The sequence below is a fragment of the Gluconobacter sp. P1D12_c genome (assembly GCF_018812105.1).
Taxonomy (GTDB): Bacteria; Pseudomonadota; Alphaproteobacteria; order Acetobacterales; family Acetobacteraceae; genus Gluconobacter; species Gluconobacter oxydans_A.
The window spans coordinates 212,293-232,927 of record NZ_JACSIQ010000004.1 but is presented as its reverse complement, the minus strand read 5'-3'; the positions used below and the strand labels follow the sequence as shown (position 1 = coordinate 232,927).

Here is a 20,635-nt window from a genome sequence, read left to right as displayed (position 1 = left end):
GGCTCAGTGCTGTGTCTTGGGAGTGTGCGCCTGATTGCGCGGATCCCCAGGGTCGTTACCAGGGCCAAGGGCACGATAGCCCGCTGGCACGGACGGATTCATGGGGATGGCGAGAGATGCATCAATGGCGTCCTTGTTGGCCGTATCCGGGAACTGGTTCAGGATAGGTCCAACACGGGAAATGATTTTCTTGACAGTCGGCGCTGCGTTCCATGCGGCGGTGGTCCAGCCATGTGTGGCCGCAGTGCCCTGTGGGCTATCGAGCATGACATACACCGCATAATGCGGGTTGTTCATCGGGAAAACACTGGTGAAGGCCGAAACGTTGACGTGTTTCAGGTATCCACCATGAGCACCGATTTTTTCAGCCGTGCCTGTTTTGCCACCCACGTAATACCCTGGAACTTCAGCCGATTTGCCGCTTCCCAGGGTAACGTCAAGACGCAGCAGTTTGCGTAGCAGGGCAGACGTCTTCTCTGACAGAACCCGCGTTCCGACAGGTGTCTGTGCTCCAATGTCATCGCCGCTATCTGACTCATCGGGCTTGTAAACAACAGGACGCACCTTGGCATCAGGTGTCTGGCTTTCGTCCTGCTGATCCCGGGCCACCAGTGTGGGCTTCAAAAGAATGCCGCCATTCACGGTGGCCGCCGTGCCACGGACAATGGCCAGCGGAGGCTCAGCCACACCATGACCGAAGCCGACAGTCATGACAGTGGAGAGGCCCCAGTTTTTCGATGCGGGTACAAGAGGGCGTCCGGCTTCAGGCAACTCTACCGGGACGCGGTTGAAGAAGCCCATGCTCCGCAGCCAGTCCTGCTGGCGTTGGGCGCCGACGTCCAGTGCAATATGAGCCGCAGCCGGGTTGGATGAATAGGCCAGCACACCCGGCAGAGATAGCCATGGCGCAAAGTGATCAGTCTTCATGTCGCGGATGGTGAAGCGGCCAACCCGAATGGGAATGGTCGAAAACCGATCCCAGATATGAACCACACCAAGCTGAAGACCCATTGCAGCTGTCTGGAGCTTAAATGTCGAGCCAGGCTCGTACATGCCTGTCACAGCACGGTTGAAGCGCGCGTCGTTCGGTGCGTGATTGAAATCATTCGCGTCATAGTCAGGGAGGCTGACCATGGCCAGAATTTCACCGGTTCGAACATCCATGACAATGGCCGAAGCACCGATAGCCGAGAACTCGTCTTTGGCTGCCATCAGTTCATCATGCGCGACAGCCTGAACGCGAACATCCAGAGACAGGCGTAGAGGCGTGCGATCCGAATTCAGGCGCTGATCAAAAAAGCGCTCCACGCCAGCAATGCCATGATCATCAATATCCACGCTGCCCATGATCTGAGCAGCAGTCCGGCCAAGCGGGTAATGACGGCGCTCACCGGCTTCAAAATAAATACCGGGAATACCAAGATTATTGATCGCGATTTCCTGCACAGGAGAAATATCACGAGCGATGTAAACGAACTGCTTCTTCAGCGAGAGACGACGAACAGTTTCGGCTTCATCCAGCTTGGGCAGAACGGTTTTAAGCTTCTTTGTCGCGTCCTCCGGATCAATCAGTTCCATCGGGTTGGCGTAAACCTGCGCGACGGGGAGAGACAGCGCCAAGGCCTGCCCGTTACGGTCGGTAATGGTGGCGCGTTTGACTGTAGGCAGGACGAAATCGCCTGCCATTTCACCACGTGGATCGCTTTTCGGAATTTCTGGAACCTGAGGTGCGATCTGGCGCTTCTCGGGCTCCATAGGCATCAGCACCGTTGCGAACGTGGCTTTGAGGGCAACTGCGCCATAAATGGCCAGAAAACCCATGCCGACGCCCAGAAGGCGACTATGCATCTGATCCAGATTAAGACGGCGGGAAGGCGTTCGCACTGCCGTCTGTGAGTCGCGCCGCTCTGCCCGTTTGCCCGGGCGCGCTGCGCGACGCGAACCTGATGGGGGTGGCACGTCCTGGGGCATCGTGCGGCGTTGCGTCCTGTCTAAGGTGCTCGCCCGAAGCTATCCGGAAAATACTGAACGAGCAGTTAATAAAGAAGAGAGGGTCTCAGTTAGCCAACGGAACTGGCGGGGGCAATGCGTCTTCGTCATTTCCCAGCGCAGAGCTGGCATGATGGTGCGGGCGTGGGCGTTCTTCTGCAACGCGGGTCAAAGACGCCTCACGAACCTGATGGACGGGTTGTGTATGCCACGCAGCCGCGACCAGCGGTGTCGGGCGTGCGCCATGATAGCTCACAAGACGAACGGTTGGCGTCACGTCCGAACGGGTTGTCGCACTGACATGCGGCGTCACAGGACGAGCAGAGGCCAGATCCATGTCTGGGGAATGGACAATCCGGTCAGCATGAGGGTGAGCAACATGCGTCGTGACGGCACGGGCTGTCATGACATGAGGTGCAGGAACTGCAGGGGTGGCTGCAGCAATAACCGGAGCATGCTGAACAGGCGCAACTGGGTGAACAACCGGAGGAGCCGGCAGCGGAAGATGTGCCTCGGTCGCCGCACGGTTGACGACTTCATGCAGGCTTTCTCGCGGATCTGTTGGAACAGGGCGAGAGCCCGGGTTTGGAAGGCGTGCTTCAAGACTGGCCATGCGGATGAACTGATCCGGGGCCATAGGGTGAAGGTCGGGAAGAAAGCGCGCTGCCAAGGTGTTCAGGCGATCCGGCTGGTTCAACAGGGCCCATTCCGTGCGCATCATGGCTGTCTGCGCGCGGACTTTTTGCGTCTCCTGTACGACCTTGGTGATCTTCTGGTCGAGGACCGTCGTCTCATGCTTCTTGGTATAGAGAAACAGGCCAGACCCTGCGGCGAGAACAGCGCAGGCGATGGTGAAGGGCCGGATCATGCTCGGTTTCCTGAGGCGGGCGGTTGTGGGGCGGAATTACGAACCAGGGCGCGCAACCGGGCGCTGCGTGCTCTGGGGTTATCCCGCGCTTCCTCTTCCGTGGCAGGCAGGGGGCGGGAATACAGGAGAGAAAAAGCCGAAGGCTCTTTCCGGACAGGCGCCGGGTCATAGCGGGACGGATTGGCAGTACGACCTGCCAGTTCCGCCATGGCGCGCTTGGCCAGACGATCTTCAAGGGAATGGAAGGTCACAACAACGAACACGCCGCCGGGAGCCAGAAGGCGAGGGGCTGCTTCCAGCGCGCGTTCCAGTTCGCCCAGCTCGTCATTCACGGCAATCCGGAGACCCTGAAAGCTGCGTGTAGCGGGATCGATCTTGGAGCGGTCTTTGGGGACGCAGGACCGAACGATGTGAGCGAGGCGGCCCGTAGTCGTAATGGGCTCTTCCGCGCGGGCAGCCACAATGGCGCGTGCGATGCGACGGGACAGCTTCTCTTCGCCATAACGATAGAGAACATCCGCCAGATCACCTTCCTTCATGGAATTTACCAGATCGGCAGCAGAGGGTCCTTCGCCCCCCATGCGCATATCCAGCGGACCATCATTGCGGAAAGAAAAACCGCGTTCAGCCTGATCAATCTGGAAGGAAGAAACACCGAGGTCCAGAACGATGCCGTCAAACGGCCCGTCCTGCCCGACAAGCGCTTCCATGTCCCCGAATGTTCCCTGATGCATGAACAGTCGACCATTGGCCTGCTCGGCCATGGCTTCGCCACGGGCAATCGCAGTCGGGTCACGGTCAATGCCGTGCAGGGTGCAATCTGCGCTGTTGAGTATGGCGCGTGCGTACCCGCCGCCGCCAAATGTCCCATCCAGATACCGGCCGCCTTCACGCGGGGAAAGTGCTTTGAGCACCTCCTTCAGCATGACGGGAACATGTCCTTGATGGACGAGTGTGATTGCGTTCATGCCGCATCTCCGGTGGCCGGTTTGCGGCTGCTGGTAAGTTCTTTTGCCCGTGCACGAGCCTGGTGACGACGTTCTGCTGCTGCTGTCGGATTCCAGATCTGGAAAACGCGCCCCAGTCCCATGAAGGACACTTCGTCGCTTAACGATGCATGGGCGCGCAGAACATCGGGAAGAATGATCCGGCCTTCCTTGTCGCTGTCGAGCGGATACGCATCTGCATAGAGGCTGGCAGCTAGATCTTCGTGGTCTTCAGAGAATGGATCGTATTCGTCCAGAGGCTGCGCCAGAGAGGCGAAAGCGGCGGACGTCCAGGCTTCGATGCACGGATGAAGATGTGAAGGCCGAAGAATGACCAGCGCTTCGCCAGGCTGAGCCTGCGTTCTGAGAGCGGATCGGAAGGGGGCCGGAATGGAAACGCGTCCCTTGGCGTCAAAGCGGTTCTGATGTGTGCCGAGGAACATGCTCATTGATGATGTGCCTCCCTTCACTTCAGGACTTGCGCAAGGTGATCAGGTATTTCTCTGTTCTTTCTTGGGATACCATGGGATTTCATGGGACGTCAAACATATATCTGCGAAAAACCGCAGAAAACTGCGGCTATTTTCATGGTGGAAATTGTGACGCGATTTTTTGCTGTTTGTTAGGAATTATCAGGGATAATCGCACGGCGAGATCTATACCTGCCGTTATTTGTTCCCTTTATGTTCTCATGATGTAGCTTTTGAGAATTACTGGAGAACGTTTTTCATCAGAGGTGCCAGACGGCCTGTAAGCCGGGTTCTGTCCGCCAAAGGCGGGACGATCATTCCTCTGGGACATGCATCGCTGCATGCCTCACGCAACCAACCCGAACGACGGAGTGAGACGCTCCCGGCTGCCTTGCGACAGCCTGCCGTTCCTATTCGGTTTTGCTCCCGGTAGGGTTTACCGTGACCGATGCCGTTGCCGGAATCGCGGTGCGCTTTTACCGCACCGTTTCGCCCTTACCCGCGACATGTTCCAGAAGGAACAGTCCGGCGGGCGGTCTGTTTTCTGTGGCACTGTCCCTAGGGTCGCCCCCGCCGGCTGTTAGCCGGTACCGTTTTCCCATGGAGCCCGGACTTTCCTCCATGACAGGGATCCTCATCCCGGTCACAGCGATCGTCCAGCCGTCTGGCGGGCCGGACCTTGCGCCGGGAGCGAGTGCGGGTCAAGGGCAGACTTTCGGTTCATTTGGCGCCATGATGCTGGAATGCAACCGACTTTTGCTCTGCGGATCTTTCTTTTCTGGCTGGAATGGCAGGCCCGGCGGCGGGGGATAGTCTCCCATTCTGTGTCTGTTGATGTAGTGCCAGATATTCCTGCGCCCATGCCGTCAGCCGCCGCGCGCGCCCAGATCCGGCGCATCACCGGGCGTCCCAGCTTCCCTCAATGTCTGTCGTCCCTTCGAATTCGCAAGTGGATCGATATCAAGGTCCCTGGCGAAATCGGAGAGCGGCCTGCACGGCTCTACCGTCCAAGAGGGAAAGTCACGGGTGTCGTGCTGTTCCTGCATGGCGGGGGATTCGTTCATTGCGATACGATCTCTCACCACGGCATCTGCTGCCGACTGGCCGCAGCATCGGGTGCAATGGTCCTTTCACTCGACTACCGTCTAGCCCCTGAGCATCGTTTCCCGGCGGGTCTGAGAGACGCGCAGGCAGCCCTCAAATGGCTCCGACAGGTTGCGCCCAGTCTTCCAATCGCGGTGGCGGGAGATAGTGCAGGCGGAAATCTCTCGGCCGCTCTTACGCATTGGAGCCGGACTGATCCCGGTATTGGTCTGGCGGCCCAGCTTCTGTATTACCCGGCCGTCAGTGGTCCCGTTATTCCACCGTCCCGACAGACATACGGTCAAGGCTATATGCTTACGACGGAGTTGCTACACTGGTATTGCGGGCAGACCCTTTCATCCCCGGAGGACCTGTTCGATCCGGAATTCTCGCCTGTCTTTGCCGAGACCTTCACGGATCTCCCGCCTGCGATGATCGTAACGGCCGGATTCGATCCGCTGAGAGGCGAGGGGGAGCTCTACGCCCGTCTGCTCGGAGACGGAGGTGTAGCGGTTCGATATCGACTGTTCCCGCGCATGATCCACGGCTTTCTGAACGGCTATGCCCTGTTCAGGGATGGGCGGACGGCATTGCGGGAAGGGGGCGTATTTTTACGTGAGGCTTTCAGGAAGGCCGGATCACGACCTTCCTGAGCGGAAGCTTTAAAGCCGCAGTTCGTGGAACGTGCCAGGCGTTCCCGCATCGGTTTGAATCGTGCGCTCACTGCGATCAACCTTCAGGCTGAACAGTTTGTCAGCTGACGGTTTGTCTCCGGGGCAGCCGTTACCGTGGCGTCCCAAGACATCAATGTCCGGATTATTCTCGGCAGCATTGCCATTCACAACGAACACGAGACAACGCTTGGGCATGTCCGTCAGTCCGTCGTTGGTCACGACAAGCCGCAGATGTTCCACAAGGGCTGTATTATCGAACCAGCTCAGCTTGTTGAACGTGAACTTGTCGTAGGAAAAATCCAAAAGTCCGGAACGAACGACCACGAACATCAGCAGAAACGCCGGCACCACAATCAGGAGCCGGCGCATCAGGTGCTGTTTGAGTGTACGGGGCGGACGCCGTGTGCCCCGTGTAAAACGGGGCTTCGCGTTCGCGGGGTCAGTCAAAAGCAATTACTCCATGTCTTCGTGCCACTTGTCGCCCTTGTCGGCGAGCAGCGCTGCAGATTTCTCGGGACCATAAGACCCGGCACTGTAAGTCTGCATCGGCACCTTGTTCTCGCTCCAGGCCTTGAGCACAGGCTCGGCCCAGCGCCATGCCGCTTCAACTTCGTCACGGCGAATGAACAGAACCGGATTCCCACGCACCGCGTCAAGCAGAAGGCGCTCATACGAGTCCGGGAAGGGGAGGCCGCCTTCCATGCGGATTGTCGTGTCGAGATCTGCCGTACGCAAGGTATAGGCGTCCAGAGCCGGGTTCTTGACGTTCAGCTGTAGCTCAACACCCTCATTCGGCTGAATGCGAATAACCAGCCGGTTTCCCGGTGGCGTCGCACCAAACAAAGCTGTCGGCGCAGCACGGAAGCGAATAACGATCTCGCTAACCTTGCGTGCAGAGCGCTTGGCCGTCCGGATATAGAAAGGAACGCCTTTCCAGCGTGGGGTATCAACCCAGGCACGCACTGCAGCGTATGTTTCCGTGTTGCTCGGCTGTCCAAGTTCTTCCAGATAGCCCGGAACACTCTGGCCACCGACAACGCCGGCAGTGTACTGCGCGCGGACGGTCTCAGAAGCGACAGTCTCATCCGTAATCGGACGGAGTGCGTTCAGCACGGCCAGCTTGGCATTACGGACGGTATCGGCTTCCAGGGAATCAGGCGCTTCCATCGCGACCAGACACAACACCTGCAGGAGATGATTCTGGATCATGTCCCGCATGGCGCCTGATGTGTCGTAGTAGGATGCGCGACCTTCAACCCCGACGGTTTCAGCAGCCGTGATCTGAACGCTCTCGATCTGCTCGGCAGACCAGACGGCGTTCATGATCGGATTGGCAAAGCGAAGAGCCAGAACGTTCTGGACCGTCTCTTTCCCGAGATAATGGTCAATACGATAGACCTGATTCTCGGGGAAATACTGGCCCACGCCGTCATTGATGGCTGTCGCAGTCGCCATATCCGTGCCGATCGGCTTTTCCAGCACGACGCGCGAATGCGGCGATACGAGATTGTGGCTGTGAAGATTTTCGCAAATTCTTCCGTACAGCTGAGGTGCCGTCGCGAAATAATAGACGCGGATCCGGTCAGCCGGGGCTTCGGAGAGAATGGAGGACAGGGCGCTCCATTCACTGTCGGCCTTCGTGCCATCAAGTGTGACGTAGTGTAAAAGTCCGAGAAAACGGTCTACGAGGACCGGAGATCGGACATCATCGGGGATGAAGCGTTCCAGCGCCTCTTTGGCGCGGGCAACATAGCCGTCCCGGTCGATATCCGTACGGGCAGTACCAATGATGCGGGCATCGTCTGGTATCTGTCCCATGCGGAGACGGTTATAAAGCGCAGGCAGAAGCTTGCGCATTGTGAGATCGCCGGTGGCGCCAAAGATAACATAGTCGAATGGTTCGACTTGCTGGACGTGTTCCATGGGTGCTCTCTGACCTCTCGAACCCGGATTGTCGGGGGAAAAGGGTTTAGGGTTCAGGCCTTTGCAGGCAGGGTCTAGTTCCGCTCTGGGGGGCTTTATGTCAAGGGAACGGGCATGCACGACATCGGGAGGAGGCATCACGGAAACGCGTGCGTTCCCTAAATGTGCACATAATTCCGTTGACCTCCCAAGCCTTGGCGCGATAAGCCGCGCGGCTGGTGTCGCATCTCTGCGATGCCCCGGACTTATGCCTGAAAAAGGAAAATGAACATGGACGCAGAAAGCAAAATCGAAGGCGCCGCAACGGGTGGCATTGCTGCTGACCGCCTGCGCTCCATCATTGAGCGGGTCGAGCGTCTGGAGGAAGAACGCAAGGCTCTGGCGGGTGACATCAAGGATATTTTCTCTGAAGCGAAGTCTGCCGGTTTTGACGTGAAGGTGATCAAGCAGATCATCAAGCTACGCAAGCAGGAGCCTGCGGAAGTGGAAGAGCAGGAAACGCTTCTTGATATCTATCGCCGCGCTCTTGGCATGTAATCCGGCGTTTCCGGATCGAACCCGCGTTGTCTGGCTCTCTTAATATCCGGACCGGAGCATGATGCCCGATATTTCATGGTTGCCCGCATGGGCATTGATGTCTCTGCTGATTATTGCCGGGCTGTTCGCGCTGGCATTAGTCTGCATGCCGTTTGCCGTTTTCGGTGTTAAGCCACGATTGCAAGAACTCGAGTTCCAAATTGGAGAACTGCGTGCAGAGCTTCAATCACTGTCCCTGCGTCTGACGGCCCCGCCATCAGACCGGATGGTTGCCGCCGGGCGGCCTGCTGACGAGGAAAGCCGGACTGTTGGTGTTCGTGCGCCTGTTCAGAAAACGCCCTCAGTTGAGCGCGTACCTTCGGAGCCGGCAGATTATTTTGAGCCTGCCGCTGTCGTGCGCGCTGAGGGACCGTCCTATGAGGACGGTCCGTTGGTGGCTGACCCTGATGCTCTGCGCAGAGTAGCCAAGAAGCCTGAGACCTCTAAAAAAAGCTGGTCCCGCGCTCCTTGGGAGGGTGAGCAGACGCGACAGAGCGCTGCGCGGGAGCGGGAAGAGCTTGCCCCTCGGTCTGTATCTGCTCGAAGTGACGATGACGAGGCTTTTAGAACCCGTGCGGAGCCGAAGCTCCGGTGGCCTCCAAGGGGCTAGGCACAACTTTGTGCTGGAGTGGCTTTAGTGCTGATCCAGCACAAGGTCATCCCGATGAATCAGAACATCGCGACCACGATAGCCTAAAAGCTGCTCCATTTCCTCGGAGCGATGGCCGATAAGTTTCGTGCACTCTTTCGCTGTGTAGGACGCCAAACCGCGACCCAGCACATCTCCCTGCTCATCTTTGATCAGCACCAGATCTCCGCGCTCAAAGTGCCCGTCAATCGCGGTAACACCGGCAGGCAGAAGTGACGCGCCCACAATCAGGGCATTTCGCGCTCCTGCGTCAACCACAAGAGCTCCCTTGGGGTGCAGGCTGCTTCCGATCCAACGTTTGCGCGCAGAGCCCGTATCCGTCTGGGGAAGGAACCAGGTGCACAAACCACCATCCAGGAGCTTCTGAATGGGGTTCTGTGCCTGTCCTGCTGCAATGATCATGGATGCGCCAGCACGGTTGGCAATGCGGGCTGCCATAAGTTTCGTGCGCATTCCACCAGACGAATAGCCAGGTGGAGGCTCGCCCCCCATCGCCATGATGTCGTCTGTCACTTGCTTAATGACCGGAATATGACGCGCCGCTGGATCCGTGCGCGGGTCCGCCGTGTAAAGACCGTCAATGTCGGAAAGGAGGACAAGACAGTCCGCTTCAATCATCTGTGCCACACGGGCACCTAGGCGATCATTGTCACCAAAGCGGATTTCTGAGGTGGCGATGGCATCATTTTCATTGATGACGGGAATGCAGCCAAGGTCCAGCAGTGTCTGGAGTGTGGCGCGAGCATTCAGATGGCGCTCACGGCTTTCCGTATCGTCGGGCGTGAGAAGTAACTGCCCGGCGACAAGTCCATGCTGGGCGAGGGCATCACTCCAGCCCTGAGCAAGACCAATCTGCCCGACAGTAGCAAGTGCCTGCTTCTCGTCGAGGCGCAGGCGGCGGTTCATCAGGCCCAGTTGGTGCCTTGCAAGTGAAATTGCCCCTGAGGAAACAACAACAACTTCTGTGCCCGCTTTCTTTAGGCTGGCGATGTCCTCACAGACACTGCGCAGCCAATCGGCCCGCAGAGCTGCCTGTGCGCCGTCAACAAGAAGAGCGCTTCCAACCTTGATAACAATCCGGCGCGCCTGCGCCAGTTGAGGGGCAGGGGCCTTGGCGGTCATGCCAGCTTGCTTTCCTTTGCTGCATTAACACGATCCTGAAGGAGCCGGAGCAACTCGGGCAGGCCTTCGCCTGTCACACCGGAGAGTGTCAGCACTTCTGCGCCAGATGCTTTTGCTAGAGCCCGTTTTTTGGCTGATTTCTGTTCGGCAGTCAGAGAATCGCACTTATTGAGCACAATGATTTCAGGTTTGGCGGCCAGAACCGGATCATACGCTTCAAGCTCATTCCGGATCAGGCGCCAGTGCTTTACGATCTGCGATTCTGTTCCATCAATCAGATGAAGCAGCGTTGCACAGCGCTCGACATGACCCAGGAAGCGGTCGCCGAGGCCTGCGCCTTCGCTTGCGCCTTCGATCAGTCCTGGAATGTCCGCAATGACGAATTCTTCAGTCGTATTCAGGCGTACGACACCAAGCTGCGGATGTAGAGTGGTAAATGGGTAGTCTGCAATTTTCGGCCGCGCGCGGGATGCTACGGAAAGAAGCGTAGATTTGCCTGCATTCGGGAGGCCAACAAGGCCCACATCTGCAATGAGTTTCAGGCGAAGCCAGACCCAGCGCTCTTCACCCGGCCAACCCTTGTCGGCACGGCGTGGCGCACGATTGGTGCTGGTCTTGTAATGGGCATTGCCTCTGCCACCATCACCGCCGCGGCACAGAAGGATTTCCTTGCCGTCTTCGTCCAGGTCGGCCAGGAGTGTCTCGCGGTCTTCATCGAAGATCTGCGTGCCGACGGGCACATTGATGATAACGGTTTCCGCAGCTGCGCCAGTTCTATCGGAACCTGCGCCGTTGCCGCCTTTACGGGCCTTGAAATGCTGTGTGTATCGGAAGTCGATCAGCGTATTAAGGGCAGGGACGGCGCGGAAAAGAACATCTCCACCACGCCCGCCGTTACCACCGTCAGGGCCACCGAATTCGACGTACTTTTCCCGACGGAAGGCGATCACGCCGTCACCGCCATCGCCGGAACGTACATAGATCTTGGCCTGGTCGAGAAATTTCATCGTATTATCCGCAACATATGAAAAAGGCCGGCCCTTGGGAGGACCGGCCCTTCCGCTCGCGCTTGGGGCGCGGTGACTTACTCGGCGGCTTCCGGCAGCGCCACGGAAACGTGGACGCGGCCTTCGGCGCGACGCTGGAACTTCACATGTCCGTCCACAAGGGCGAACAGTGTGTGATCGCGACCAATGCCGACATTGCTGCCAGCCTTCATCTTGGTTCCACGCTGACGGACAATGATGTTGCCTGCCAGAACGCTCTCGCCGCCGAACTTCTTGACGCCAAGACGGCGACCGGCGCTATCGCGCCCGTTACGACTGGAACCGCCTGCCTTTTTTTGTGCCATGGCTGTGTATCCTTCCTAGTGCGGCTTCAGGCCGCGTTGATCGCGTCGATGCGCAGCACGGTGACATGCTGGCGGTGGCCATTCTTACGACGGCTGTTCTGACGGCGACGCTTCTTGAAGATGATGACCTTGGCCAGACGATCCTGTGCGACCACGGTGGCCGTCACGGTTGCGCCAGCAACCAGCGGCGCGCCAACGGTCACGCTGCCTTCGCTGCCGACCATCAGGACGTCGGAGAAGGTCACGGTGCTACCGGCTTCAGCCTCAAGCTTTTCAACCTTCAGGATGCTCTCAGGAGCAACACGGTACTGTTTTCCGCCTGTGCGGATGACTGCAAACATTCTGGAAACTCTCGCTGTTCCGATCTCTTGGCCACTTTTGCCGGGGTATTCCCGGTCTGGCGCAGCCCAGTCGCTTCTTATCGTTGGTTCCTGACCGACCACATGGGACGGCTAGAACAGGCGGGTCGATACAAGGAGACAGCCGTCCAGTCAATCAAAAAGAGCAAATTGTGAGTAGGTCATACCATCTTTAATTAGGGAAAGAGTGTTGGCTCCCTCTTGCATTATGCTGAAAAGCCAGTCATAAGCCGCGCCATCGATCAGGTCTGCTTCTGTGGACCGTACGGAGAGGTGCCAGAGTGGTCGATTGGGGCGGTCTCGAAAACCGTTGTGCCTTCGCGGGTACCGTGGGTTCGAATCCCACCCTCTCCGCCATGATTTCTAAGATATGTATATCTGACCTTAACCCTTACGAAGACTATCCTCCGTCTTGGAGCGTGGGTTGTGTCGCGGTATTGGGAATAAATCAGAGTAGATTGTAATCGCTCTGCAATCTTCGAAATTCCCAAGCTATGCGAGAAGCGTACTTCTCCTGCCGCTTAACGTGACTCTTGTACTTTCAGATGGCTGCGCTCGCCTCTAAATGGGCGGCTCGCATCCAGGAAGTCTGCGTTTGTTTGCATCGTATAAGCAATAACCACGAGGTAAGTGATTGCCCGGGTCATCTCCAGTCGCGTGACCAGATCTGTCTCATGCTCATCCAGAGCACGCAGTCGTCTTACGGCCGCATTGGCGACACGAGCGGCCTTATCATGGCGTCGGGTAGACTGTTCAACGTAATGGAGCACCAGTTGGATCGGGCGTCTTGCGCTGTCGGGAAGGTATTCGCGGTCCAAGAGGGTTCGTAGGCGAATAATGTTCAGGCCCAGCGTGAGTGTGGCGAGCGTCCCCAGAATACAGGCTTCGATGAGCGGAGCAGGGGTGGGGCCAGCATGGCGGATCAGACGCGCGAAACGGTCCGTGTTACGGCCGATCCAGATACTGATTTGTGGTGTCTGTGCGGGATCTGCGAGGCCGCGCAGTTCAGCCAGCATAATTCTGCGGAGACGCAGCCGTTCATCAGAACTGTTGAATGGCAATACTGTTCTGAAAACCAGAACGCTGATGCCCACTGCCATAACGACGGCCATATTGCCGTTATAAAATGCCACCTCGTTCATGACGTGATGGTTCTCCAACCCAAGCATGGCAGGAAGGAGAAGGCCGTAAGCTGCCGCGCCGCCAGCAGTGGAGGGGTTGCCTTTGGCCAGACCGCCAAGGAACATGGCCGGCCCCAGGAAAAGCGTCAGGGTTTCAAACGTTGTGACTTTGGGCATGAGCACAAAGACAAGTATCCAGGCCACAATGTAAGCGACCAGTGCTCCTTTCAGGAACTCCGTGGTCCCAAGGACTGGGTTTTCTTTGGTCGCAAACAGACCACAGACCAGCGTTGTAATGGCGATAAAGCCAAGTCCGCTTGGCCACGCTGTGATCTCATAAATCAGGGCCGTAACAAGAACGGCGCAGGCTCCGCGGAGGCCATTATGAATAGCTTCGCGTGTGTCACGGTGGGTCTGGCGTTGGAAATGAAAGTGATCGCCTGGAATGGAGTGTGTGCTGGCCTCGTATTCCTTGATGGCAAGTTCCAGGTCTCCGAGTAGCTCCCCAAGTGACATGAAGAGAACGCGTTCATCGAGGTGTGTCTCGGTATCCTGCTCATTCAGGCGTAGATCGAACGGGTCTGTTCCCGGAATGGGTTCATTGCTGTTCTCCAGATCGGTAATCCGGTGAGGGGCAGCATACAGGCGGCAAACATCACGGAGATGCTGGAGTTCTGCCAAAAGATCCGGAACGGACTCAGTATTGGCAATCCGCTTCGGGAAATCCTTAAGAAACGAGAGGATCTCATCAGCGGCCTGGGTGAAGGCAGGGTGGTCATGGTTCAGAAGTTGCAGGCGCATTGCCATACCGAACCCGCGAGACAGCAGGGCTGATACGGAGGCAAGAGCGGCACGGGCATGGTCACCTTCGTGTCCATGCGGGCCCATCTCAACTTCTGCAAATTCAATCTGGTCGTTAATGCTGAGGATGGTGCCAAATTGTCTGCGTGCGGCATTCAGGGCGCCGCGTTCCTCACCGAGAATACTCGTAAGCGTCTTCGTAACGAGAACCAGAGCAGACTCCAGCTTCTGGCGCAGTTGGATCCGGGCCTGCCGTTCCTGAGTAGTGGCAAAGATCAGACCCATGAAGGCTTCACACAGAACGCCAAGGGTAATGTAAGTGGTTCGGGAAACGGCAACGGTGAAGATATTGTCCGGATCGGAAGCCGCATCCATGCAGATGATCGAGCAGGTATATCCTGCAAGAACAAGTGCATAGGAGCGGAAGTTACTTACGAATGTTGCGAGCCCACTGCACACGCCAATCCAGACGGCGATCATGGGGAAGAAGAGCCAGGGTGCCTGAGGCGCAGCGGCCATCAACGCAATGGATGCGACCGCTCCGGTAATTGTTCCAATGATACGCCATTTGGCTTTGGACTGGCTTTCCCCACGGGTGGCCTGCGCAACAGCCCAGACAGTCATTGCGGCCCATGCAGGACTGTCCAGCTCCATCCAGAAGGCAATTCCGATGGCGAGACAAGCTGCAAATGTATTTCGCAGAGCAAAAGTCAGGGTCGCTGCGGATGGCGCATAGATCCATGACAGGGGCAGCTTGACCCTGGGCCGCAGAGCGGCTGACGCACCTGCACCTGATGGGGAACTGTTCGGAGTCGGACGTCCTGTTGACGTAGTACTGCCACTCATTGTGCGGCTTTCTTACTCCTGAAGCCGTCAATTAGGCGAGAGCGGAAATGGCCATTCTCAGATCTGCGACAAATTTTGTGTATTCGCGTGTCCTGCTGTCCTCATCCGGAATTCTGAGCAGGTAAGAAGGATGGACCGTCACAATGCCAGTACTGCCATCTTCCAAAGTCATGTAACGGGAGCGCTCCCGTGAAATAGTGATGGGGCGTCCGAGAACGGAACTTGCTCCGGTTACACCGAGCAGAACTGTAACCTTTGCCTGAAGGAGACGCCGTTCAGCTGTGATCCATGGGGCGCAGGATTTTACGTCTGTCGCATCGGGTTTCTGATGAATGCGTCTTGCACCCCGGCGGACAAATTTGAAATGTTTGACTGCGTTACTGATCCAGGCCTGTTCCCGATTGCCCCCGGCTTCCTGAAGTGCGCGTTCGAAGAGCTGTCCGGCTGGGCCAACAAATGGTCTTCCCTGAAGATCTTCCTGGTCTCCTGGTTGCTCGCCGACAAAGAGGATCTGGGCCTGCGTCGTACCTTCTCCGGAAACGGTGCGTGACGCGTGGTGACAAAGATCACAGAGAGAACAATCGACGGCGAGGGACCGCAGGTTTGACAAAGAGGACGTCTTTTCAATCTCCTCCAGATCAGGTGTGACATGCACTGTGGCCGGGTTAGCCCAAAAGGCGTTCTCTTGCCCGGCGGTTGCAGCTTTCTGTGCAAGATCAATCAGATCTGCCTCTGATTGTCCTGCGTCATCAATGGGTGGTCCAACACGGTACTTGTGGCCGTCCCAGCAAAGTGTCGTCTCGTCTGAAAGGAGAGCCCAAGGGGAAACCCGCAGTCTGATGAGAGGGTATCTCTGACTGTCTATGAGCTGTAATTTTTGGCGTGTTCGAATGATCTGCCAGTCTGTTATCCGGTTCTCTGGGAACGCGCCTCTCAATTCAAGAATTTGCTCTCGAACGGTGCTGGCAATCTGCTCAAACCGGGTGATGTCTGTCTCACGTGGGCTTCCGTGCTCTTGGATATGTTCCAGGGCGCGATAGAGAAGATCAAATCTCTCCGGAATATCGGATGCAAACACGGACGGGATCAGAGCTGCAAAATTTCGAGGCAGACGCATAGGGGAGGGAGTGTCAGGTAAATCCCGATCTGTTTTCGCTGCGTAAAGAGCGGCAGGCGCCCTAATACTCCAAGTGATGGAAGACGCCGGGATTCGCTTGCTCAGGAAATTACGCGATTGTGTTCGCCATCCTGAAAAATCACTTGGTGAACAGAGTGTAGCGTCAACGGTTTGCATAAGGCTTCCCGGAAAGAAAATTAGCGAATTCCGAAACACGCTCTGAAGTGATTACTTCTTTTTTAAGGAACGTGTGGTCAGTTTGGTATTAAAGTTGAGTGGCTATCTCGGTGGTATTGGGTATATATTCTGCAAACAGGCTCGGCAGAATGATTTCACGCTGTTGAGCATAGTAAAAATGCTATTTTGAATGGAAGGTAAGATATTATGTCGGAGAATACATCCCACCCGGATCTGTTGGAGCTTACAGCGCAGATCGTTGCTGCACAGGTTTCCAAGGGTAATGTGGATGCGGCGTCTCTCCCGGCATTGATCCGCCAGGTTTATGAAGCTCTTGCAAATGCTGGTGCTCCACAGGAAGAGCCGCAGCCAGAGCGTCCGCAGCCTGCTGTGCCGATCAAGCGTTCAGTATTTCCGGATTACATCGTCTGCCTTGAAGACGGCAAAAAACTGAAGATGCTCAAGCGGCACCTTCAGAGCGCTTATAATATGTCCCCAGAGCAGTATCGTGAGCGTTGGGGTCTTCCGTCCGATTATCCGCTGGTTGCTCCGAACTATGCACAGCGTCGCTCGGCTCTGGCCCGCGAAATCGGTCTGGGCCGCAAGATCAGCGCAACAGGCGAAGGCAAGAAAGAAACTGGTCGGACGCGTCAGTCCAAAAAACAGGACTAATTCCCGGCTTTCTGGAATTGTCTTTCTGAAAAAGCACTATCTGTTATGTGGTCGGAGAATACTGTTTCATGAGTTTAGAGGCAGAGACGCTTCTCCGATCAATGGCTGACAGCAAGCGCCTACTTCTCTGGAGGGGCGCCGCGCTTCTGTTTTTTCTTGCAGCACTTATTATCGCTGTTGGTAAAAGCCACTCAACTGTTTCCAGTTTAGATGCGCGTCCGCACATCGCGCGTCTGGTTATTCACGGCGTGATCGGAAATGACGTTTCCCAGATCACGACGGCTCTTCGTAAAGCACAGAAGTCCTCTTCAGTAACCGGACTCCTGCTGGTTGTTGATAGCCCCGGCGGCGGTGTCACGGGCGGGGAGCGTCTGCACGATTCGATCGAAAAATTTGCCCAGGTAAAGCCTGTTGTTGTCACGATGGGTGATATGGGCGCGTCTGCCGCCTACATGCTCTCAGTTCCAGCACAGCATATCGTGGCATTGCCTTCCACACTGACGGGTTCGATTGGTGTAATCCTGCAGCGGCCCGATCTTTCTCCGCTGCTAGGGCGTGTCGGCATTGATGTTGCTGCTATTACGTCTGGCGCCATGAAAGATCAGACCGATCCCACAAGTCATCTGACGCCAGAAGGGCGCACGATGCTTCAGGGATTGGTCAATGATCTCTTCGATCAGTTCGTCGCCATGGTCGTTAAAGGGCGGCACATGCCTGAAGACAAGGTGCGAAGCCTTGCAGACGGTCGGGCCTATACGGGGCGTCAGGCTTTGAGCCTGGGCCTGATCGACGAATTGGGAGACGAAGACATCGCTCGGCAATGGCTCAGGCAGCGCCTGAAAATTGGAGATGCACAGTACCCAGTGATGCCGTTGCTCTCTGTAACCAAGCGACACTGGTATGATTTTCCTCGCAAACGGGCCATGCTCGAGGGCGTGTTTGGATCAGGCTTTACGGAGATGCTGGAAGGGCGATTAACCCTCAGCAGCCTTGACGGGGCCGTTGCGATTCTGCAACCCTGACAAGCCAGTTTCATGGGCGGAGGCAGATAGGCTGCAGTCATGACCAAATCGGAACTTATTGCAGAGCTTTCCACGATTTATCCTCACCTTCTGACGCGGGATATCGAACGGATCGTTCACACCATTTTTGACGAAATCAGTGCAGCTTTGACGCGAGGCGATCGTGTTGAACTTCGCGGGTTCGGCGCATTCATTCCCAGGCGCCGAGATGCGCGGACGGGTCGGAATCCACGCACGGGAGACACTGTTTCTGTCGAAGAAAAAAGCGTTCCCTTCTTTAAAGTGGGGAAAGAGTTGCGTGAGCGTGTGAATCAAAGCGCGACCAAGTCAGCCACGGCAGAATGACAGGAATTTCTGTTCCCTGTGTTCTGGATGCCGCTTTTTGAAGCATAAAAGCGGAGCTGATGCTTTCAGGCACGCGTTGGGAAGCGTCGTGCGCTATTGTGGGGCGATGTGGAAAGCCCCTTCATTATCTGTCTGGATAATCCCGATTTTTATAGGGGCTCTGTGCTGTGCCGGGGCGTCCTCGGCAAAAGCTGCTTCAGGATATCCTCTGAAAAAAGCAGCTTCAGTAAAAATGCTACAGAATCAAAAGGGTCGGGCCACTGTCACCCCCTGCTATCATTCCCAGTTGGGGCTAATTGTTCTCAAGAGCAATGTAGAGAGCACGCATTCTAGGCATGGAAATGGCTTTGCGCCTGTCGGGGAAGCTGTCTTCCGGTCCAGTGCAGCCCAACATGTTTGCATCACGGGGCATGGCCGCCGCGGGTGAGCGCGACGGCATTCTATGGGCTTTATTCCTGGCCTTTGAGGCTGCTGATTTCCGAAAGCAGAAAATCTCGGAATACGGCGATTCTTTTGGAAGTCCGCAGTTCTTCCGGATACACGAAGTAAGCCTCAACCAACGGAACGGCTTGATTGGGAAGAACTCTGACTAGGTTGGGGTAGGACGCAGCCGTGTAGAGCGGCAAAGAACCAATACCTGTGCCTGAAGCAATCGCAGTCGCAACGGCAGCAATATTGTTAATGGCCAGCCTACTTCCCCGGTGGGCCAGACCTTCATGGCGAAGAAGGTCCAGAAGCCAGTTTACATTCGGCAATGGCAGGTGGCGCCCTGCAAAGCCGATGATCTGATGTTCCGCTAATTCCTGCAAATTTGTCGGCGTGCCGTACCGGTCCAGGTAGTCTGGGCTGGCATAGATAGGCATAGGAAAATTAGCGAGATGGCGCTGTACAAGGTCTGGCTGTGTCGGCGGATGCAGGCGAATAGCCACGTCTGCTTCACGCATTCCCAGATCAAGGTCTGCGTCTTCAAGAAGAAGCGTGACCTCAATATCGGGGTGCAGTTCCAGAAAGCGATGCAGCCTCGGAGAAAGCCAACAAAGGCCAAAACCGGTGGTTGTCGTGATCTTTATTTTGCCCGCCGCTCGTTCCTTGCTTTCGCTCAGGAATGCCTGTGTCAGGGCCAGCTTGGAGAAGACTTCACGCACTGTGCGGTTCAGAACCTCACCCTGTTCAGTCAGGATGAGGCCTCGTGCGTGCCGATGAAACAGCGGAACACGCAGAACCTCCTCCAGAGCTGAAATCTGCCGTGAAACGGCAGACTGGCTCAGGTTAAGTCTGTCACCTGCATGGGTGAAGGACCCGGCTTCGGCGACTGCGTGGAAAATACGCAGTTTGTCCCAATCCATGTGGTGGTCTCCCCGATCGCTGGCGCGTCGGTCCTCGTCCTTCTTGCCCATGTCACCTGGCGTTGTTTAAGCGGTGTGTCGTTGAAGGGACGAAACTGTCTGAACCTGCGACGAGGGTCAAGTTTTTGTCATAGCAGGTATGCCAGAAATGTAGCGTTCGGCTTCCAGAGCGGCCATGCAGCCTGTACCCGCAGCCGTCACAGCCTGCCGATAAATCCGATCCTGAATGTCGCCTGCGGCAAAAACACCCTCTACTGAAGTGCGCGTTCCACCAGCTTCCGTGATGATATATCCATCTTCGTCACAAGCCACTTCATGGCGGAACGGCCCCGTATTCGGGCTATGGCCAATGGCGACGAACATGCCATCAACGGGCAGAGTTTCGCTTTCTCCCGTCTGAGTGTTCTTCAGACGAACGCCACACACAACTTCCGGTGTCCCTGCACCAAGAACTTCTTCAACAGCACGATTCCAGTGAACTTCGATTTTCGGATTCGCAAAAAGACGCTCCTGCAGAATGCGTTCTGCCCGGAAACCGTCCCGGCGATGAATAACGTGAACCTTGTCAGCGTGGTGAGTCAGATAGAGCGCCTCTTCCACGGCCGTGTTGCCGCCACCTACGACCGCAACGGTTTTACCGCGATAGAAAAAGCCGTCACAGGTTGCGCACGCCGAAACGCCGCCAGCCTGAAGGCGCTTTTCCGACTCGAGGCCAAGCCATTTGGCCTGAGCGCCCGTTGCGATCACGACTGTACGTGCAAGAAACTCGTCCCCTGAATCGCCTTTCAGATGAAAGTATCCATCTGCGGCCGGACCGTTTTTCAGGTCTGCCTCGGTAATCAGGTCATAGATAAGGCGTGTGCCGACATGTTCAGCCTGCTCGCGCATCTGTTCCATCAGCCAGGGGCCCTGAATGGGAGCCGCGAAGCCAGGGTAGTTTTCAACGTCGGTCGTGATGGTCAACTGGCCGCCAGGCTGAAGACCCGTCACGAGAATCGGTTTCAGACTGGCGCGTGCGGCATAAATGGCGGCAGTGTAGCCAGCGGGGCCTGCGCCCACGACCAGAAGGTCCGTATGATGGATTTCAGGCATGATCGATCCTCGTCCGTGTTTTGACCCCTCATATAGAGCTTTCAGA

20 protein-coding genes, 1 tRNA gene and 1 other RNA gene are annotated in these 20,635 nt (G+C 56.6%); 7 read left to right on the top strand and 15 right to left on the bottom strand.

Annotation, left to right across the window (positions count from 1 at the left end; genetic code table 11):
* Positions 1 to 3: 3 nt before the first annotated feature.
* The 5 genes from KP705_RS06510 to rnpB form a co-directional block, all read right to left on the bottom strand.
* Positions 4 to 1,971, bottom strand: a complete 1,968-nt coding sequence (locus KP705_RS06510) for a penicillin-binding protein 2 (RefSeq protein WP_046901376.1) — start codon at positions 1,969 to 1,971, stop codon at positions 4 to 6.
* Between the two features lie 85 nt (positions 1,972 to 2,056).
* Positions 2,057 to 2,857 carry a hypothetical protein gene (locus KP705_RS06505; RefSeq protein WP_046901377.1) on the bottom strand — a complete coding sequence of 267 codons (801 nt, stop codon included), beginning with the start codon at positions 2,855 to 2,857 and terminating at the stop codon, positions 2,057 to 2,059.
* A complete protein-coding gene (gene rsmH, locus KP705_RS06500; protein ID WP_215764193.1) occupies positions 2,854 to 3,825 on the bottom strand; it encodes a 16S rRNA (cytosine(1402)-N(4))-methyltransferase RsmH in 972 nt (323 codons plus the stop codon). The genes KP705_RS06505 and rsmH overlap by 4 nt, the downstream gene beginning before the upstream one ends.
* Positions 3,822 to 4,292, bottom strand: coding sequence for a division/cell wall cluster transcriptional repressor MraZ (mraZ, locus tag KP705_RS06495; RefSeq protein WP_215764192.1), 471 nt, complete (start codon positions 4,290 to 4,292; stop codon positions 3,822 to 3,824). The genes rsmH and mraZ overlap by 4 nt, the downstream gene beginning before the upstream one ends.
* A 286-nt stretch (positions 4,293 to 4,578) precedes the next feature.
* Positions 4,579 to 4,981, bottom strand: an RNA gene (gene rnpB, locus KP705_RS06490) — RNase P RNA component class A.
* A gap of 75 nt (positions 4,982 to 5,056) precedes the next feature.
* Between rnpB and KP705_RS06485 the strand changes: the two genes are divergently transcribed.
* A complete protein-coding gene (locus tag KP705_RS06485; protein ID WP_046901380.1) occupies positions 5,057 to 6,049 on the top strand; it encodes an alpha/beta hydrolase in 993 nt (330 codons plus the stop codon).
* 9 nt (positions 6,050 to 6,058) lie between these two features.
* Here KP705_RS06485 and KP705_RS06480 read toward each other — a convergent pair whose 3' ends face one another.
* A complete protein-coding gene (locus tag KP705_RS06480; protein ID WP_046902046.1) occupies positions 6,059 to 6,517 on the bottom strand; it encodes a hypothetical protein in 459 nt (152 codons plus the stop codon).
* Positions 6,518 to 6,523: 6 nt separating this feature from the next.
* On the bottom strand, positions 6,524 to 7,993 hold the full coding sequence (zwf, locus tag KP705_RS06475) for a glucose-6-phosphate dehydrogenase (RefSeq protein WP_046901381.1): 1,470 nt from the start codon (positions 7,991 to 7,993) through the stop codon (positions 6,524 to 6,526).
* A gap of 270 nt (positions 7,994 to 8,263) precedes the next feature.
* On the opposite strand from zwf, the gene KP705_RS06470 reads away from it, so the two are divergent.
* Together KP705_RS06470 and KP705_RS06465 are read left to right on the top strand one after the other, a co-directional pair.
* Entirely contained in the window at positions 8,264 to 8,530 is a 267-nt protein-coding gene (locus KP705_RS06470) for a GapR family DNA-binding domain-containing protein (RefSeq protein ID WP_007283547.1), read from the top strand.
* 58 nt (positions 8,531 to 8,588) lie between these two features.
* Entirely contained in the window at positions 8,589 to 9,179 is a 591-nt protein-coding gene (locus KP705_RS06465; protein WP_215764191.1) for a hypothetical protein, read from the top strand.
* 24 nt (positions 9,180 to 9,203) lie between these two features.
* On the opposite strand, the gene proB is transcribed toward KP705_RS06465, so the two are convergent.
* From proB to rplU, 4 genes are all read right to left on the bottom strand, one after another.
* On the bottom strand, positions 9,204 to 10,340 hold the full coding sequence (gene proB, locus KP705_RS06460) for a glutamate 5-kinase (protein WP_215764190.1): 1,137 nt from the start codon (positions 10,338 to 10,340) through the stop codon (positions 9,204 to 9,206).
* Positions 10,337 to 11,347, bottom strand: a complete 1,011-nt coding sequence (gene obgE, locus KP705_RS06455; RefSeq protein WP_046901384.1) for a GTPase ObgE — start codon at positions 11,345 to 11,347, stop codon at positions 10,337 to 10,339. The genes proB and obgE overlap by 4 nt, the downstream gene beginning before the upstream one ends.
* A 77-nt stretch (positions 11,348 to 11,424) precedes the next feature.
* The gene (rpmA, locus tag KP705_RS06450) at positions 11,425 to 11,691 is read right to left on the bottom strand and encodes a 50S ribosomal protein L27 (RefSeq protein ID WP_046901385.1); all 267 of its coding nucleotides are present in this window, start codon (positions 11,689 to 11,691) and stop codon (positions 11,425 to 11,427) included.
* A gap of 26 nt (positions 11,692 to 11,717) precedes the next feature.
* Positions 11,718 to 12,032 carry a 50S ribosomal protein L21 gene (rplU, locus tag KP705_RS06445; RefSeq protein ID WP_046901386.1) on the bottom strand — a complete coding sequence of 105 codons (315 nt, stop codon included), beginning with the start codon at positions 12,030 to 12,032 and terminating at the stop codon, positions 11,718 to 11,720.
* 285 nt (positions 12,033 to 12,317) lie between these two features.
* Between rplU and KP705_RS06440 the strand changes: the two genes are divergently transcribed.
* Positions 12,318 to 12,407, top strand: a tRNA-Ser gene (locus KP705_RS06440).
* Between the two features lie 164 nt (positions 12,408 to 12,571).
* Here the strand turns inward: KP705_RS06440 and KP705_RS06435 are convergent.
* Positions 12,572 to 14,818: an FUSC family protein gene (locus tag KP705_RS06435; protein WP_046901387.1), complete on the bottom strand. Its 2,247-nt coding sequence runs from the start codon at positions 14,816 to 14,818 to the stop codon at positions 12,572 to 12,574.
* A 31-nt stretch (positions 14,819 to 14,849) separates the two neighbouring features.
* Positions 14,850 to 15,935, bottom strand: a complete 1,086-nt coding sequence (locus KP705_RS06430) for a UdgX family uracil-DNA binding protein (RefSeq protein WP_252348266.1) — start codon at positions 15,933 to 15,935, stop codon at positions 14,850 to 14,852.
* A gap of 384 nt (positions 15,936 to 16,319) precedes the next feature.
* Here KP705_RS06430 and KP705_RS06425 point away from each other — a divergent pair, with 384 nt between their 5' ends.
* The 3 genes from KP705_RS06425 to KP705_RS06415 all read left to right on the top strand — a co-directional run bounded on the left by KP705_RS06425 (position 16,320) and on the right by KP705_RS06415 (position 18,151).
* Positions 16,320 to 16,784 (top strand): MucR family transcriptional regulator, encoded by a 465-nt coding sequence (locus KP705_RS06425; protein WP_046901389.1) that lies wholly within the window; start codon positions 16,320 to 16,322, stop codon positions 16,782 to 16,784.
* Between the two features lie 68 nt (positions 16,785 to 16,852).
* Entirely contained in the window at positions 16,853 to 17,806 is a 954-nt protein-coding gene (sppA, locus tag KP705_RS06420) for a signal peptide peptidase SppA (protein WP_211509715.1), read from the top strand.
* 39 nt (positions 17,807 to 17,845) lie between these two features.
* Positions 17,846 to 18,151: an integration host factor subunit beta gene (locus KP705_RS06415; protein ID WP_046901391.1), complete on the top strand. Its 306-nt coding sequence runs from the start codon at positions 17,846 to 17,848 to the stop codon at positions 18,149 to 18,151.
* A gap of 449 nt (positions 18,152 to 18,600) precedes the next feature.
* Here the strand turns inward: KP705_RS06415 and KP705_RS06410 are convergent, their stop codons facing one another.
* Complete coding sequence (locus tag KP705_RS06410) at positions 18,601 to 19,497, bottom strand: LysR family transcriptional regulator (protein WP_046901392.1); 897 nt, start codon at positions 19,495 to 19,497, stop codon at positions 18,601 to 18,603.
* A 117-nt stretch (positions 19,498 to 19,614) separates the two neighbouring features.
* The gene (gene trxB, locus KP705_RS06405) at positions 19,615 to 20,589 is read right to left on the bottom strand and encodes a thioredoxin-disulfide reductase (protein WP_046901393.1); all 975 of its coding nucleotides are present in this window, start codon (positions 20,587 to 20,589) and stop codon (positions 19,615 to 19,617) included.
* Positions 20,590 to 20,635 lie beyond the last annotated feature (46 nt).